The sequence below is a fragment of the Streptomyces globisporus genome, assembly GCF_003501885.1.
Taxonomy (GTDB): Bacteria; Actinomycetota; Actinomycetes; order Streptomycetales; family Streptomycetaceae; genus Streptomyces; species Streptomyces globisporus_D.
Window position 1 is genome coordinate 1 of sequence record NZ_QWFA01000045.1, and the last position, 15,939, is coordinate 15,939.

The 15,939-nt window shown below is 70.0% G+C and carries 15 protein-coding genes and 1 riboswitch; of the genes, 11 read left to right on the plus strand and 4 right to left on the minus strand.

Annotated elements, in window-relative coordinates:
* The 3 genes from D3105_RS10985 to D3105_RS10995 all read left to right on the plus strand — a co-directional run.
* A partial coding sequence (locus D3105_RS10985; RefSeq protein ID WP_165890998.1) for a glycoside hydrolase family 6 protein occupies window positions 1-681 on the plus strand: 681 nt, incomplete at its 5' end.
* 495 nt (window positions 682-1,176) lie between these two features.
* Window positions 1,177-2,109 carry a nucleic acid/nucleotide deaminase domain-containing protein gene (locus tag D3105_RS10990; RefSeq protein WP_118902767.1) on the plus strand — a complete coding sequence of 311 codons (933 nt, stop codon included), beginning with the start codon at window positions 1,177-1,179 and terminating at the stop codon, window positions 2,107-2,109.
* Window positions 2,110-2,133: 24 nt separating this feature from the next.
* Window positions 2,134-2,661 carry an SUKH-4 family immunity protein gene (locus D3105_RS10995; RefSeq protein ID WP_118902770.1) on the plus strand — a complete coding sequence of 176 codons (528 nt, stop codon included), beginning with the start codon at window positions 2,134-2,136 and terminating at the stop codon, window positions 2,659-2,661.
* A gap of 15 nt (window positions 2,662-2,676) precedes the next feature.
* Here the strand turns inward: D3105_RS10995 and D3105_RS11000 are convergent, their stop codons facing one another.
* Window positions 2,677-4,083, minus strand: a complete 1,407-nt coding sequence (locus D3105_RS11000; protein ID WP_030800157.1) for a uracil-xanthine permease family protein — start codon at window positions 4,081-4,083, stop codon at window positions 2,677-2,679.
* Entirely contained in the window at window positions 4,080-5,249 is a 1,170-nt protein-coding gene (locus D3105_RS11005) for an MFS transporter (RefSeq protein WP_118902773.1), read from the minus strand. Before D3105_RS11005 ends, D3105_RS11000 begins: the two co-directional genes overlap by 4 nt.
* A gap of 178 nt (window positions 5,250-5,427) precedes the next feature.
* Between D3105_RS11005 and D3105_RS11010 the strand changes: the two genes are divergently transcribed.
* The gene (locus D3105_RS11010) at window positions 5,428-6,618 is read left to right on the plus strand and encodes an ROK family transcriptional regulator (RefSeq protein ID WP_118902776.1); all 1,191 of its coding nucleotides are present in this window, start codon (window positions 5,428-5,430) and stop codon (window positions 6,616-6,618) included.
* A gap of 60 nt (window positions 6,619-6,678) precedes the next feature.
* Here D3105_RS11010 and D3105_RS11015 read toward each other — a convergent pair whose 3' ends face one another.
* A complete protein-coding gene (locus D3105_RS11015) occupies window positions 6,679-7,425 on the minus strand; it encodes an SDR family oxidoreductase (RefSeq protein WP_118902779.1) in 747 nt (248 codons plus the stop codon).
* A gap of 112 nt (window positions 7,426-7,537) precedes the next feature.
* Window positions 7,538-9,898 (minus strand): chitinase C-terminal domain-containing protein, encoded by a 2,361-nt coding sequence (locus D3105_RS11020; protein WP_118902782.1) that lies wholly within the window; start codon window positions 9,896-9,898, stop codon window positions 7,538-7,540.
* 321 nt (window positions 9,899-10,219) lie between these two features.
* Window positions 10,220-10,350: riboswitch (FMN riboswitch) on the plus strand.
* Between the two features lie 174 nt (window positions 10,351-10,524).
* Between D3105_RS11020 and ribD the strand changes: the two genes are divergently transcribed.
* From ribD to hisG, 7 genes are all read left to right on the plus strand, one after another.
* Window positions 10,525-11,625: a bifunctional diaminohydroxyphosphoribosylaminopyrimidine deaminase/5-amino-6-(5-phosphoribosylamino)uracil reductase RibD gene (ribD, locus tag D3105_RS11025; protein WP_118902784.1), complete on the plus strand. Its 1,101-nt coding sequence runs from the start codon at window positions 10,525-10,527 to the stop codon at window positions 11,623-11,625.
* The gene (locus D3105_RS11030; protein ID WP_118902787.1) at window positions 11,626-12,234 is read left to right on the plus strand and encodes a riboflavin synthase; all 609 of its coding nucleotides are present in this window, start codon (window positions 11,626-11,628) and stop codon (window positions 12,232-12,234) included.
* Window positions 12,231-12,875, plus strand: a complete 645-nt coding sequence (locus D3105_RS11035) for a nicotinamide mononucleotide transporter family protein (protein WP_118902790.1) — start codon at window positions 12,231-12,233, stop codon at window positions 12,873-12,875. The genes D3105_RS11030 and D3105_RS11035 overlap by 4 nt, the downstream gene beginning before the upstream one ends.
* Entirely contained in the window at window positions 12,872-14,170 is a 1,299-nt protein-coding gene (locus D3105_RS11040) for a bifunctional 3,4-dihydroxy-2-butanone-4-phosphate synthase/GTP cyclohydrolase II (protein WP_118902793.1), read from the plus strand. Before D3105_RS11035 ends, D3105_RS11040 begins: the two co-directional genes overlap by 4 nt.
* Before the next feature lie 31 nt (window positions 14,171-14,201).
* Window positions 14,202-14,687 carry a 6,7-dimethyl-8-ribityllumazine synthase gene (gene ribH, locus D3105_RS11045; RefSeq protein ID WP_003970409.1) on the plus strand — a complete coding sequence of 162 codons (486 nt, stop codon included), beginning with the start codon at window positions 14,202-14,204 and terminating at the stop codon, window positions 14,685-14,687.
* Window positions 14,688-14,722: 35 nt separating this feature from the next.
* Entirely contained in the window at window positions 14,723-14,995 is a 273-nt protein-coding gene (locus D3105_RS11050) for a phosphoribosyl-ATP diphosphatase (protein WP_003970410.1), read from the plus strand.
* Between the two features lie 67 nt (window positions 14,996-15,062).
* Entirely contained in the window at window positions 15,063-15,911 is an 849-nt protein-coding gene (hisG, locus tag D3105_RS11055; protein ID WP_118902796.1) for an ATP phosphoribosyltransferase, read from the plus strand.
* Window positions 15,912-15,939: the final 28 nt, after the last annotated feature.

Sequence of the window (15,939 nt, forward strand, 5' to 3'; positions counted from 1 at the left end):
GCCGCCGGCGGCCGGATCCCGGTGCTCGTCCCCTACGCGATACCCGACCGGGACTGCGGCGGCGCGTCGCAGGGCGGCGCCCCGGACCTCGCGGCGTACGACGCGTGGATAGGGAAGTTCGCCCAGGGGCTCGGCTCGGGAGCGGCGATCGTGATCCTGGAACCGGACGCCATTGCCCTCTCCGACTGCCTCACCGCCCCGGAACGCGCCGCCCGCTTCGCCTCACTGGCCCGCGCCGGACGCACCTTGCGCACCGCCAACCCGCAGGCCCGGGTCTACTTCGACGGCGGCCACTCGGGCTGGCACACCCCCGCCGAACAGGCCGCCGCGCTCCGGGCCGCCAAAGCGGCCACCAGCGGCGACGGCATCTTCACCAACGTGTCCAACTTCCACCGCACCGCTGACGAGACCGCCTACGCCCGCCGGGTCCTCGCCGCGCTCGGCGGGCCGGGCGGCCTCGGCGCGGTGATCGACACCAGCCGCAACGGCAACGGAGCGCCCGCCGCCGGTCAGTGGTGCGACCCGGCGGGCCGCGCCCTGGGCCGGACCCCGACGACACGCACCGGCGAGGCCCGGATCGACGCCTACCTCTGGGTGAAACTGCCGGGGGAGTCCGACGGCTGCTCGGCCGCGGCGGGCTCCTTCACGCCGGAGTACGCCTACGCCCTGGCCACGGGGTGAACTGTTCATCGATCGGCCCGCTGACTGTCGACGCAACCATCACGCATGCTTGACTTCGGTCGGCCCACCGCTCCGGTAGGCCGGACGCGTCCACGCGCGCGGACGGCTTCGTCAGGCATCGGGGCACCCGCCGGATACGTCACCACCTGCAAGGTCGCCGTCATCGCCCGGCGAACTCGATCCAGAGGTCCTGGCCGACCGAGTCGAGCCCTTCCGGCAAGAGGGCGCCGGTCTTGTCGCGGCCTCCCGAAGAGGTGGTGTCACGCCCGGCCAAAACGTTACTGCATGCCTTGTTCGCATCGCGGATTGTGTCGCGCAGCTCTTGTCGGAGACACAGAGAGACTGGCCTGCCCGTAGCCACGCGCGGCCGAGATCGCTTGCCCGCTCCGCGGTGCTCTGAAGCGACACGGCGTGAAAGCGGCGCAGGCCGTCGGCACCGAAGTGTGCAGTGATCCGGTCGGCCGACAACAGCAACTCACCTACTCCAACTAGAACTTGGAGTGGTTCGCCGACGCCATCGACCAGCTCGGCCGAGAGCAGGGAAAGCTCCCGGACAAGAAGAAGAGCTTCGGGGACAAAAGGAGCAAACGTAGTCTCGTAGCGAAGAAGGACGATCGATTCGCCAAGTTCGGGGCGGCCATCGACAGGGCCGAGGACAAGGTCGAGGCTACCGCGCACTCCATGCAAAAGGAGATCGAGAAGAATGTAGAGGGAATCGACAAGACCAAGAAGAGCAACGACGAATCCGAAAAAGACGTCAAGAAGGACATGGAGGGCTGTAGTCCCGGCAAGAAGGACGGTGACGGGAAAGACGTACCGATGTACCTCCTTGCCAAGGACGGGACGGTACAGCAGCTGCTTCCGGATGGAACGTTGAAACCCGTCGACAAGAACGACACGTCAGGAATCCATGGCCTGCTCGAGTCCGACGGAAAGGCGTGGCGCCCGGAGAGTAGAGCGGAAAAGAGGGAAGTCGGCGTCCAGGACGGCGAGGGCAAGGTGGTCAAATCGACTCGTGTCGACCCCTACAAAGACCCCTTGGGGCAGGCGACGCAACTCGCTCGCTATGCCAACGACGACTACGAAACGAAGCACAACTACGCCGCAGGTCGATATATCGACCCTTCTGATAAGAGTAAGGAGCTCATACTCATCGGTCGAAGCGATCGAGGGATGCACTCCGAACGCGTTATCGGGTACTCCCTCATACGTAAGGGGAAGCAAGAAGGGCTTGACGAAGTCTTCACGGAACGGGCGCCTTGCCAAAAACGAAACAGTCGTTGTGACGCATGGCTCGCGAAGCATTTCGGTGAACACACCAAGGTGACGGATGCAGTTCCTTATGACCAACTCAACGGGAAGAGAGAGGAGGGGAACGTGCTCCATCAAGCTTACGTGGAGAAACTGAAGAAGGCGCACGGTCGCTGACATCGAGTGCGATAAGGTCAACCTATGAGCTACTCTGTCAGTTCAAATGAAATTATCCGCCTGTTCGGCCTCCAGGGGATCGTTCTTTTCCCGCGAGAGGTGCAGCAGGATTCGGCCGGGCTGTCGCGCTCGATGCGGATCCTGCACGAAGTGGGTCTTCCGCACGACGACCTCTTCCTGTCCCGCATGGACGTCAAGAACCCTGGTCAGGACTCCGTTTACCTGGGCGAGTTCCTCGCCGAGGCCCAGAAGTGGCTGGTGCTGGGGTACTTCAACGACTCCGTCCTGGCTTTCGACCCCGATAGCCAGCACGTCTACGCCTTCCCGGAAGGTACTTCGCGGCATCTGCTCATCCACCGCGATGTCGAATCCCTCGTCCACAGTCTCTGTGTGCTGCAGACATACCATGTCGAGCGCGACTCCGCCGACGACGAGGAAGCGCTCGCGCGGCAGGCACATGCGGAGATCGAGCAGTTCGACAGCACGCCGTTCCAGGACCCCATCTCGGAGTGGAACATCATCTTCGAGGAGATCTTCGAAGGGTCCTGGTAACGAGCGCGCAGAGGTTCAGGACTTCCCGGGCCCGGAGTCCGTGTCGCCGGATCCCTCGTCGTACGCCGACGTCCCTGCGTCCAGCAGTGGTTCCTCGGTCTTGAGGTGGGCCGGGGCGAAGGCCCGCAGCACGTGGTAGCCGGTGATCACGACGAGCGTGCCGAGCGCGATGCCACCCAGTTCGAAGTTGTCGGTGATCTTCAGGCTGACCCCGCCGACGCCGATGATGATGCCCGCGGCGGCCGGAACGAGGTTGAGCGGATTACGCAGGTCCACCCGGCCGTTGAGCCAGATCTGGGCGCCGAGCAGGCCGATCATCCCGTACAGGATCACGGTGATCCCGCCGAGCACCCCGCCGGGGATCGCGGCGACGACCGCCCCGAACTTGGGGCAGAGGCCGAAGAGCAGGGCGAAGCAGGCCGCCGCCCAGTAGGCGGCTGTGGAGTAGACGCGGGTCGCGGCCATCACGCCGATGTTCTCGGAATACGTGGTGTTGGGCGGCCCGCCCACGGCGGTGGAGAGCATGGAGGCCGCGCCGTCCGCCGCGATGGCGGTGCCGAGCTTGTCGTCCAGCGGGTCGCCGGTCATCTCGCCGACGGCCTTGACGTGCCCGGCGTTCTCCGCGACCAGCGCGATCACCACGGGCAGCGCCACCAGGATCGCCGACCACTCGAAGGCGGGCGCGTGGAAGGACGGCAGCCCGATCCAGTCGGCCTGGCCTACGGCCGAGAGGTCGAGGCGCCAGTGGTCGACGGCCTCCGCCCCGCCCGCCGGAGAGTGGATCTTCCCGAACACCAGGTCCAGCACCCAGGACAGCACGTACCCGAAGACCAGCCCCAGGAAGATCGCGATCCGGGAGAGGAAGCCGCGCAGACACACCACGGCGAGGCCGGTGAACAGCATCACCGCCAGCGCCGTCCACTGGTCCTGCGGCCAGTACGTGGATGCGGTCACGGGCGCCAGGTTGAAGCCGATCAGCATCACGACCGCGCCCGTCACCACCGGCGGCATCGCCGCGTGGATGATCCGCGCGCCGAACCGCTGCACGGCGAGACCGACCAGGAACAGGGCCGCGCCGACCACCAGCACCGCGCCGGTGACGGTCGCGCTGTCGCCGCCGCTCGCCCGGATCGTGGCCGCGACGCCGACGAAGGAGAGCGAGCAGCCCAGATAGCTGGGCACCCGGCCCTTGGTCGCCAGCAGGAAGATCGCGGTCGCGACGCCGGACATCATGATCGCGAGGTTCGGGTCCAGGCCCATCAGGACCGGGGCGACGAACGACGCTCCGAACATCGCGACGACGTGCTGGGCGCCGAGTCCGAACGTACGGGGCCAGGTGAGCCGTTCGTCGGGGCGGACCACCGCCCCGGGCGCGGGGGTCTTCCCGTCGCCGTGCAAGGTCCAGCGCACGCCGAGGCTCAGTCGGCCGACCGGAGCACCCCGGCGCCCAGCACCAGGCCGAAGGCCAGCACCGTCACCACGCCGAACGACACCACCAGCGAGGTCGCCTCGGCCAGCGAGCCGATCGCGGAGGGGGCGATCAGGCCGGAGGTGTACGTGATGGTGGCGACGCCCGCGATGGCCTGGCTCGGGTTCGGTCCGCTGCGCCCCGCCGCGGCGAAGGCCAGCGGGACCACGACCGCGACGCCGAGCCCCAGCAGCCCGAAGCCGCACATCGCGGCCGCGGGGGAGGGCGAGAACACGACCAGCAGCCCGCCCCCGGTGGCCATCACTCCGCCGGTCCGCACCGTGCGGACCGCGCCGAACCGGTCGACGATCCGGTCCCCGGCGATCCTGGCCACCGCCATCATCAGGGCGAACGCCGTGGTGGACGCGGCCGCGAGACCGTCCGAACTGTCCAGGACGTCCCGCAGGTAGACCGCCGACCAGTCCAGGCTGGCCCCCTCGGCGAACACCGCGCAGAACCCGACCGCCCCGATGATCAGGGCCGACTTCGGCGGCAAGGTGAACCGCGGCGGCGGCTCCTCGTCCGGGTGGCTCTGGATGTCGAGGACGTCCCGGCAGGCGATCAGGCCCAGCGCCGTGAGCACCAGGGCCGCGACGAGATGGTGCGTCCGTGCGTCGGTCGCGGTGTGGGCCGCGACCGTGCCCGCCGCCGAACCGACCAGCGCGCCCACGCTCCACATGCCGTGCAACCCCGACATGATCGACTTGTCGAGACGGTTCTCCACCTCGACGCCCAGCGCGTTCATGGCCACGTCGGACATCCCCGCCGTCGCCCCGTAGACGAACAGCGCGGCGCAGAGGGTGAGCAGGTTCGGCGCCAGCGCGGGCAGGATCAGCGCCAGCGTCCACAGCGTCAGCAGTCCCCGCAGCGCGGTCCGGGCGCCGAAACGGTGGCTGATCCGGCCCGCCAGCGGCATCGCGATCGACGCGCCGATCGCCGGGAAGGCCAGCGCCAGGCCGAGCTGACCCGCGCTCACCCCGGCGTGGTCCTGGATCCACGGCACCCGGGTCGCGAAGCTGCCGGTCACCGCCCCGTGGACGGTGAAGACGGCGGCGACGGCGATCCGCGCCCGCTTCACCTGCTGTGTGCTGTAGACCGTGACGGTCGAGTCCTTCGTCATGCCGTCGAGCCCCTCCCCTGGGAATCCTCGTTGCCGGCCGTTCCGGCGGCGCATCCGACGCATCCGGCGCTTCCGCACGACAATGCGTGGCGTAAACTATCAGGAACCCTGCCTGATAAATAGTCGTTTCTCATCGGCCCGGAAAAGCGGCGGGGCGGCCATCTGGAAGGATCCCGGTATGCCCGCATCTCCGAGCACGGCTCGGGCCATCAACGACCGGCTCGCCCTGCGGCTGCTCCAGCAGGAAGGCCCGCTGACGGCCACCCAGCTCAAGACGCTGACCGGACTCTCCCGGCCCACCGTCGCCGACCTCGTCGAACGGCTCCGTAGCGCCGGTCTGATCCAGGTCGTCGGCGAGTCCGGAGCCGTCCGTCGCGGCCCCAACGCCAAGCTGTACGGGATCGTCGCCGACCGGGCCCATCTCGCCGCGCTCGACGTGCGCCTCGGCAGCGTCAGCGTGGTCGTCACCGATCTGCTGGGAACGACGCTCGCCGAGGACTCGCTGCCCATCGGCAGCGACACCGGCACCGAACCCGCCGTCGAGCGGGCCGCCGCCCTCCTGGAGCGCACCGCCCGCGCGGCCGGGGCCGTCCCCCTGCACAGCGTCGGAATCGGCGCCCCGGGCCTGATCGACCCCGGCACCGGCGAACTGCGTGACAGCTCCGGCCTGCCCGCCTGGCACCGGGGCCTGGTCCGGGAGCTCCAGCGGCGGCTCCCGGCCACCGTCCTGGTGGAGAACGAGACGAACCTCGCGGCCGTCGCGGAGCACCGGGAGGGCGCCGCCCACGACCGGGAGACCTTCGTCCTGCTCTGGCTGGGTCAGGGGATCGGGGCCGCCGTGATGCTGGACGGCAAGTTGCGTCAGGGGGCGTCCGGCGGCGCGGGGGAGATCGGCTTCCTTCCGGTCCCCGGGGTGAGCGGGCTGCCGTCGGCGGTCAACTGCGAGGGCGGATTCCACTCCCTGGCCGGCTCCGTCGCGCTGTGCGAACTCGCCGCCGCGCACGGGCTCGTGGACCGCGGGACCGTGGCCGAGGGGCAGGAGGAGGCGGCCGCCGTGGAAGCGGTGCGGGCCGCCCTGGAGGCGGGGGAGGCGGGCGAGCCCTTCCTGAAGGAGGTCGCCGACCGCCTCGCCCTCGGGTCCGCCGCCGTCGTCTCGGTGCTCGACCCCGGCTGCGTACTGCTCGCGGGGGCCGTCGGCCATGCGGGCGGGGCCGCGCTCGCCGCCCGGGTCGAGGAGCGGCTGGCCACGATGTCACCCCTGCGCACCGAGGTCCGCGCCGGTTCGCTGGGCGACGGGGCCGTGTTGCGTGGTGCGCTGATCACCGCCCGGGACGCGGCGCAGGATGCGCTGTTCGCCCCGGAGGGCTGACCGGAAACATGCGGACGACCGAACCGGAGGTCCACGACGGGCCGCCCGGACCGCGTCGACTCAGTCCGGGCGCCGGTGGCGGCGGTCGAGGAACTCCTCGAACGTCACGGTTCCCCCGGCGTGTTCGGGGGCGAGATGGTCACCGCGCCGGTAGCCCGCGTACGCCCGGCCCGCCAGCCGGACCGGCACCACCCGCCGCCTGCGCCCGGTGGCCCGCAGGAACGCCCCGGCCAGATCGGACAGCGTACGGACCTCGGGGCCGCCCAGGTCGGGCACCCGGCCCGCCGGTCCGCCGAGCGCCAGGGCGGCCAGCCGGCCGGCGGCCTCGCCGCTGTCGATGGGCTGGAGCGACACCCCGGCGGGCACCGGCAGTACGGGCAGCCTGGCCGCGCCGGACAGGATGCGCAGGGCCAGGTCGTGGAACTGCGTGGTCCGCAGGATCGTCGAGCCGAGCCCGGAGTCCTCGATCATCCGCTCGACCCGGTGCTTGACCGTGTAGTAGCCCAGTGGCAGCCGGTCCACGCCCACGATCGAGATGTGGACGAGGTGCGGCGTCCCGGCCCGCTTCGCCGCGTTGATGAGGAAGCCGGCCGCCCGGTCGTCGCCGCCGCGCGGGGTGGTGGCGCAGTGGACGATGACGTCCGCCCCCTCGACCGCCGCGTCCAGACCCTTGCCGTCGCGCAAATCGACGGCGTACGAGCGGGAGCGGCGGCTGAGCCCGCGGACGTCAACCCCTTCCGTACGGAGCCGCTCCGCGACCTGCCGGCCGAGGGTTCCGGTGGCGCCGGTGACCGGAATCGTCGTCATGGGGCCAGCCTGCCAGAGCGCGGTCCGGCCCGGCGGCGACCCGGGGGGAGAACCGCAAGGCCCGGCGTGAGCGGGGAGAACCGCTCACGCCGGGCCGGGGGCACACGAGGGATCAGCAGGCGCCGAGGTCCTTCCAGACGCCCCACTCACCGGTGGTGCCGGGCTTCTCGCCCTTCGTCCACCAGGACGCCTTCCACTGACGGCCGTCCTGGCTGACGGTGGAGCCGCCGCCGTACTCGGTGGCCGCGTTCCACGCCGGGGCCGTGCAACTGCCGCCCGGCTGCGTCGGGGTCGGGGTGGGCGTCGGCCCTGTCGGGTCCGGGGTCGGGGTCGGCGTCGGGTTGGTCCCGGTGCCGGGCTCGACCACCGTGGTGCCGCGGGCCAGGTCACCGGCGAGGGAGTAGGACTTCCCGCCGAAGGTCACGGTCCAGTTCGACGGGGTGGAGGTGGGCAGGTAGTAGACGAAGTCCAGCTCCACCGAGGCGCCGGGAGCCAGGCTCTGCCAAGCCGGGAGCTTGAGCGAGACGCGGTTGTAGTCGCCCTTCAGGCCGCCGATGTTGTTGGCCGCCGTGTGGTCGCTGCGGATGATCGTCGTACCGAAGCCGGACTGGTCCTTGGCGTTGGCCGGGGCGGAGGTGGAGTAGTCGAACTGGAACTCCGTACCGCCGGGCAGCGTGGCCCGGGTCCGGTTGGTGATCTTCAGCTTGGGGCTGATCGGGTAGTTGGAGTCGCCCAGCGGGAACTGCCCGAAGGAGACGTCGATGTCCAGCGCCTCGGTCGGCAGGTCGATCGTGGAGCGCTTCGCGCCGTACGGGGTGGCCGACTTGAACGCGTCGTACATCGCGGTGGTCAGCGTGGAGCCCGTCTCGTACTGCCCCTTGGCCGCGTTCCACCGGTAGTCGCCCGCCAGCTCCCAGATCATCGTGCCGCCGATGCCCTTGTCCACGACGTAGTCCGCCTTGGCCTTCACCGACTGCTCGTCCTCGGTGGAGAGGAACACCTTCTTCTCGGCGTTCCACAGCCACGGGGCGACCAGCGTGGAGTCGTACTTACGGGCGTACGTGCCGGTCAACTGCGTGTTCGCGGGGAAGCCGTAGTCGGTGACGTAGTCCCCGACGATGCCCTTCTCCAGGTTCTTCGCGTGCCACATCGGGTTGGAACCGGCGGGCGATTCCTTGCCGTTGGTGTCCTTGTCGTGCCACAGGTTGTCGATGCCGACCGCGCCGTCGCCGCACTTGGTCAGCCCCGCGCCCGCCGGGCAGTCGGTCGTGGCCGCCTTGCCCCACAGGCCGTCGGTGCCGCCCTGCACGTTCTTGAAGCCGCGGGTGTAGTAGGGCAGGCCGATGTTGATCCGGCCGGCCGACATCGAGCCGCGGAAGTAGTGGTAGGCCCAGTCGGTGTTGAGGTAGCCGAGGCCGCCGTACTGCGAGGTGGTGTAGACGCCCGCCTGCGCCAGTTCGTTGTCCTTGCCGTCGTCGAACAGCGAGGCGTTGGGCCCGACGTACTCGTTCCAGGCGCCGTGCAGGTCGTAGGACATGATGTTGACGTAGTCCAGGTACTTCTGCATCTGGTACGTCTCCATGCCCCGCAGCAGATAGCCGGAGGAGGGGGCGGCGACGGTCAGCAGGTAGTGCTTGCCGTCGGCCTCGCCCGCGCGGTCGAGCTTCTCGCGCAGCGTCTTCATCAGGGCGTCGTAACCCTTGACCAGGCCCGCGCGGCGGCCGTTGGCCAGCGTGTGGTCCAGCGGGTTGCCCGCGTCCTTCATCGTGGTGGCGTACTCGTAGTCGATGTCGACGCCGTTGAAGCCGTACTTCTTGATGAAGGAGACGGCCGAGTCGGCGAAGGTGTTGATGCCCGCCTGGTTGACCGAGCCGTCGGCGTTGGTCGCCATCGAGTAGAAGCCGCCCGAGTCGACGCGCTTGCCGTCGGGGCCGAAGTAACCGCCGGTCTCGGCCCAACCGCCGACGGAGACCAGGGTCTTCACGTTCGGGTGCTGCTTCTTGTACTTCGTCAGCAGGTTGAAGTGCCCCTTGTAGGGGAGCGTCGGGTCCATCTCCGCGCCTGCGACACCGGGCCAGGTCATTCCGGTGGAGGCGTTGTCGGCGCTGTCGGGGCCGACCGAGAGCTTGTTGGAGCCGTCGACGTGCGCGAAGGCGTAGTTGAGGTGCGTGACCTTGTCCCACGGGATGTCCGGGACGAGGTAGGCGTCCTTGCCGTCCTTGCCGGTACGCCAGTTGGTGAAGTAGCCGATGACACGGCGTTTGTGGTCGGCGCCCATCTTCTCGCGTCCGTCGGCGTCGTAGACGGAGCAGTAGGGGACGTTGACGCCGGGGGTCTGGTAAAGCCCGTCGGGGCGACAGGAGTTCTGGTCGGCGGCGGCCGAGGGGCCTGCGGCGAGCGAACTCAGCAGCAGTCCGGCGACGGCGGCGCCGGCGGCGAGGAGCGTGGCTCTCGCTCGGGTGGGGGACAGCATGTGGTCGTTCCTCCTGGGGAGGTCGGCAGAACACAACTGGCGAAAAGGGGGTGGGTCTGTCGGGGTCCCGGTGTGCGCCCACCGTGGGACCGAACCTCGGAGGTGACGCAGAGATTAAGAGGACTAGACCAGTGCGTCAATAGGTCTGGACCTTTAAGGCTCAACTTCGTGAATGACTACGTTGTCGTGTTCGTCCCGACGGGAATGCGCCACGCTTTCCGTGACCCGGCGTGACCCGGCCGACGGATCCTGTGACCCAGCCCACAGCGCTCACCCGCATGGCCGAGAGGCGTCCGTGGCAGACTGGTTCCGTACCAGTAGCAGCGCACTCCGGGGTCGGTGCAATTCCGAACCGGCGGTTACAGTCCGCGACCCGTCCGCAGCCAGCGGCCGGTTGACCAGGTGAAATTCCTGGACCGACGGTTAAAGTCCGGATGGGAGGCAGTGCGCGGCGGTTTGTCATCGGTACGCCGCCGTCGGCGGACGCATGGCCGGGAATCTCCCGGGACACCGTGCGTTCCTGGCGTTTCCCGTTCTCGGGTTCGCGGCGTTCTCGCTGGTGATCCGCTTTCTCTGTCGTCATCGACAGGCCCCGGAGTCCGTGCCCGAAGAGGCAGGAGGACCCGGTGGACACCGCAGCCGACATCACCGCCATGCGCCGAGCGATCACGCTCGCCGCCCGCGGTCTCGGCTCCACCAGCCCCAATCCGGTCGTCGGATGCGTGATCACCGACGCCGCCGGAGCCGTGGCCGGTGAAGGCTTCCATCAGCGCGCCGGAGGGCCGCACGCCGAGGTCCACGCCTTGCGCGCGGCCGGCGACCGGGCCCGTGGCGGCACCGCCTACGTCACCCTCGAACCCTGTAACCACACCGGCCGCACCGGCCCCTGCGCCCAGGCCCTCCTGGCCGCCGGGATCAGCCGTGTCGTGTACGCGGTCGGCGACCCGAACCCGCAGGCCACCGGCGGGGGCGACACCCTGCGCGCGGCCGGTGTCCGGGTGGAGCAGGGCCTCCTCGCCGACGAGGCCGAAGCGGGGAACGCCGCCTGGCTGACCTCGGTGCGCCTCGGGCGGCCGTACGTCCTCTGGAAGTACGCCGCGACCCTCGACGGCCGCGTCGCCGCCGCCGACGCCACCAGCCGCTGGATCACCTCGCCCGAGGCCCGCGCCGACGTCCACCGGCTGCGCGCCGAGGCCGACGCCGTGCTCGTCGGCTCCGGCACCGCCCGCACCGACGACCCCCAGCTGGGCGTACGCGGCATCGACGGCGCCACCCAGCCGCTGCGCGTCGTCGTCGACACGAACGCCGCCGCCGTGAAGCCCGGCGCCCGGGTCCTGGACGCCACCGCGCCCACCCTGATCGCCGTCGCCGACGACGCCCCGGCCGGCCACCTCCCCGAGGCCGCCGTCCTGCGGCTGCCCCGTGCGGCCACCGGGCGCGGCCTGGACATCGACGCGCTCCTCGCCGCCCTGCACGAGCGCGGCGTCCGCTCCGTACTCCTCGAAGGCGGCCCCACCCTCGCGGGCGCCTTCGTCGCCGCGGGAAAGGTCGACAAGGTCGTCGGCTATCTCGCCCCGGTCCTGCTCGGTGCGGGCCCCGCCGCCCTCGCCGACGCCGGAATCTCCACCATCTCCCAGGCGTTGCGGCTCGATGTGACCGAGACCGTGCCGATCGGCCCCGATCTGCGCGTCACCGCCGCCCCCGCCCCTGCTCGGAAGGGAAACTGAGTGTTCACCGGAATTGTCGAAGAACTGGGTGAGGTCACCGCCGTCGAGCAGCTGGCCGACGCCTCCCGTTTCCGGCTGCGCGGCCCCCTCGTCACCGAGGGCGCCAAGCACGGCGACTCCATCGCGGTGAACGGCGTCTGCCTCACCGTCGTGGACACCGGCGATGGCGAGTTCACCGCCGACGTGATGGCCGAGACGCTTCTGCGCTCCAGCCTCGGCGCGCTCGCCCCCGGCTCCCGGGTCAACCTGGAGCGCCCGATGGCGCTCGGCGGCCGGCTCGGCGGACACCTCGTCCAGGGCCATGTGGACGGCACCGGCACCATCGTCGAGCGTACCCCCTCCGAGCACTGGGAGATCGTCAAGGTCTCCCTGCCGCCCGAGCTGACCCGGTACGTCGTGGAGAAGGGCTCCATCACCGTCGACGGAGTCAGCCTCACCGTCGTCGAGGCGGCGGCCGACTTCTTCACCATCAGCCTCATCCCCACCACCCTCGCCCTGACCACGCTCGGCCACAAGCAGCCCGGCGACCCGGTCAACCTGGAAGTGGACGTCATCGGCAAGTACGTCGAGCGGATGCTCGGCGACCGGGCCGGACAGGACCCGCGATGAACCTCGCGAACTGGCTCAACTCCGAGGCCTTCACCGTGTTCGGCCAGCACATCAAGTGGTCGGACATGATCGGCAACATCATCGGCCTGATCGCTCTGGCCCTCGGCTGGCGGCGCTCCATCTGGACCTGGCCCGCCCAGCTCCTCTCCGGCGTGATCCTGCTCGTCGCCTTCGCCTCCGCGCACCTCTCCGGCAGCGCGGGCAAGCAGTTGGTCGTCATCGTCGTCGCCCTGTGGGGCTGGTGGTCCTGGAACCGCGGCAGGCAGCAGGCCCAGGACGGCTCCATCGCCGTCCGCTTCGCCACCTGGCGCGAGCGCGGCGTGCTGATCGGCGCCGCCGCCCTCGGCACCCTCGCCGTCGGCGGCCTGTTCACCGCCTTCCCCACCCTGTCCTGGGACCCCTGGCCGGACGCGTACATCTTCGTCGGCACCGTCGTCGCGATGTATGCCCAGGCCCGCGGCATGGTCGAGTTCTGGTTCGCCTGGCTGCTCGTCGACCTCGTCGGCGTACCCCTGAACTTCGCCAACGGATTCGCCTTCTCCGGCTTCGTCTACATCATCTACGGCGCCCTCGTCCTGTGGGGCATGCGCGACTGGTGGCTGCGTACGCGGACACCCGCTCTGGAAGGAGCCACGGCATGACTGCTCAGCCCACCTGGCTGCACCCCGACCACGACCCGCTCCCCGAGAACCTCTCGCTGGACCCGGTCGAGCAGGCCATCCGTGACATCGCGGCGGGCCGGCCCGTCGTGGTCGTGGACGACGAGGACCGCGAGAACGAGGGCGACCTCGTCATCGCCGCCGAGAAGGCCACCCCCGAGATCGTCGCCTTCATGATGAGCGAGTGCCGCGGCCTGATCTGCGCGCCCATGGAGAGCGACGAGCTGGAGCGCCTCGAACTGCCGCAGATGGTCGAGGACAACACCGAGTCGATGCAGACCGCCTTCACGGTCTCCGTCGACGCCTCGGCCGCCCACGGCGTCACCACCGGGATCTCCGCCGCCGACCGCGCCACCACTCTGCGGATGCTCGCGGGCGGCGTCGCGGGACCCGGCGACTTCGTCCGGCCCGGCCACATCTTCCCGCTGCGCGCCCGCTCCGGCGGCGTCCTCGTCCGCAACGGCCACACCGAGGCCGCTGTCGACCTCGCCCGGCTCGCCGGACTGCGCCCCGCCGGGGCCATCGTCGAGATCGCGGGCGAGGACGGCGTGATGCTCCGGCTGCCCGAGCTGATTCCCTTCGCCCGCAAGCACGGCCTGACGATCATCTCCATCGAGGACCTGATCGCCTACCGCCGCAGCAACGAGCCGACCGTCCGCCGCGAGGCGCAGACCCGGCTGCCCACCGCGTTCGGCGACTTCACCGCGTACGGCTACCGCTCCGTCGCCGACGGCGTCGAGCACGTCGCCCTCGTCCACGGCGACATCGGCGACGGCGAGGACGTCCTCGTCCGTATCCACTCCGAGTGCCTGACCGGCGACATCTTCCAGTCCCAGCGCTGCGACTGCGGCCCCCAGCTGCACGCCTCCATGCGGCGCATCACCGAAGCGGGCCGGGGCGTCGTCGTCTACCTCCGCGGCCACGAGGGACGCGGCATCGGCCTGCTCTCCAAGCTCCGCGCGTACGAACTCCAGGAGCGCGGCGTCGACACCCTCGACGCCAACCTGGAGCTGGGCCTGCCCGCCGACGCCCGCGACTACGCGGCGGGCGCCCGGATCCTCAAGGACCTCGGCGTCACCAGCCTGCGGCTGATGACCAACAACCCCGAGAAGACCGCGGCCGTCGTCCGCCACGGACTCGCCGTCACCGGCCGCGAGCCCATGCCCGTCCAGGCGGGCGAGCACAATCTGCGCTACCTGCGCACCAAGCGCGACCGCATGGGCCACGATCTGCCGTGGCTCGACGGAACCCCGGCGTCGACCTGCGCCAACCAGTAACGAACACCTCGTCACCAGCAACAGGAGAAACATGAGCGGCAAGGGTGCACCCGAACTGTCCGTACGCAACTGCGGCGACCTGCGCGTGGCCGTGATCGCGGCCCAGTGGCACGAGAAGGTCATGGACGGACTCGTCGACGGCGCGCTGCGCGCCCTGCACGAGCTGGGCATCGACGAGCCGACCCTGCTCCGGGTCCCCGGCTCCTTCGAGCTGCCCGTCGTCGCCAAGGTGCTCGCCGGACGCGGCTACGACGCGATCGTCGCCCTCGGCGTGGTCATCCGGGGCGGCACCCCCCACTTCGAATACGTCTCCCAGGGCGTCACCCTCGGCCTCACCCAGGTCACCGTCGACACCGGTGTTCCCGTCGGCTTCGGCGTACTGACCTGCGACACCGAGGAGCAGGCGCTCGACCGGGCCGGCCTCGAAGGATCCAACGAGGACAAGGGGCACGAAGCGGTCACCGCCGCCGTCGCCACCGCGGCCACGCTGCGGACCGTCAGCGAACCCTGGCGCTGAGTGCGCCCCGGCGACCCCGTATTCTGAGGACCATCATGGCGAACAAAACCTTCGAAGAGCTCTTCACCGAGCTCCAGCTCAAGGCCGCCGAGGGCGACCCCGCGACCTCCCGCACCGCCGAACTGGTGGACAAGGGCGTCCATGCCATCGGCAAGAAGGTCGTCGAGGAGGCCGCCGAGGTCTGGATGGCCGCCGAGTACGAGGGCAAGGAAGCCGCCGCCGAGGAGATCTCCCAGCTGCTGTACCACGTCCAGGTGATGATGGTCGCCCGCGGGATCTCGCTCGACGACGTCTACGCCCACCTCTGAGCCGGTCCCCAGCACCGCACGCCCCTGTCTCTTTTTCTCTCCCCACCGCACGAAGGAAGCCGACCTCATGCTGCGCATCGCCGTTCCCAACAAGGGTTCACTCTCCGGGCCTGCGATGGCGATGCTCCATGAGGCCGGCTACCAGCAGCGCAAGGAGTCCAAGGAGCTGGTCCTGGTCGACCCGGAGAATGAGGTCGAGTTCTTCTACCTCCGCCCCCGCGACATCGCGATCTACGTCAGCTCCGGCAAGCTCGACATCGGCATCACCGGCCGTGATCTGCTGCTGGACTCCGAGGCCGACGCCGAGGAGATCCTCCAGCTCGGCTTCGCCCGCTCCACCTTCCGCTACGCCACCAAGCCCGGCACCGCGGCGGGCCCGGAGGACTTCGACGGCATGACGATCGCCACCTCCTACGAGGGCATCGTCGCCAACCACCTCGACAAGGCGGGCGTCAAGGCCTCCGTCGTCCACCTCGACGGGGCGGTCGAGACCGCCATCGAGCTCGGCGTCGCCCAGATCATCGCCGACGTGGTGGAGACCGGCACCAGCCTGCGCAACGCCGGACTGGAAGTGATCGGCGAGCCGATCATGACCTCCGAGGCCGTCGTCATCCGCCGCAACGGCGCCCCCGCCGACGACCCCAAGGTGCAGCAGTTCCTCCGCCGCCTCCAGGGCGTCCTGGTCGCCCGGTCCTACGTGATGATGGACTACGACTGCCGCGTCGAGCACCTGGAGCGCGCCGTCGCCCTCACTCCGGGCCTGGAGTCGCCGACCATCTCCCCGCTGCACCACGAGGGCTGGGTCGCCGTCCGCTCCATGGTCGCCGCCAAGGAGGCCCAGCGGATCATGGACGACCTGTACGAGCTCGGCGCCCGCGCCATCCTCACCACGGCCATCCACGCCTGCCGCCTCTGACGGCCCCGGCCGCCCGCACCTCCCGAGA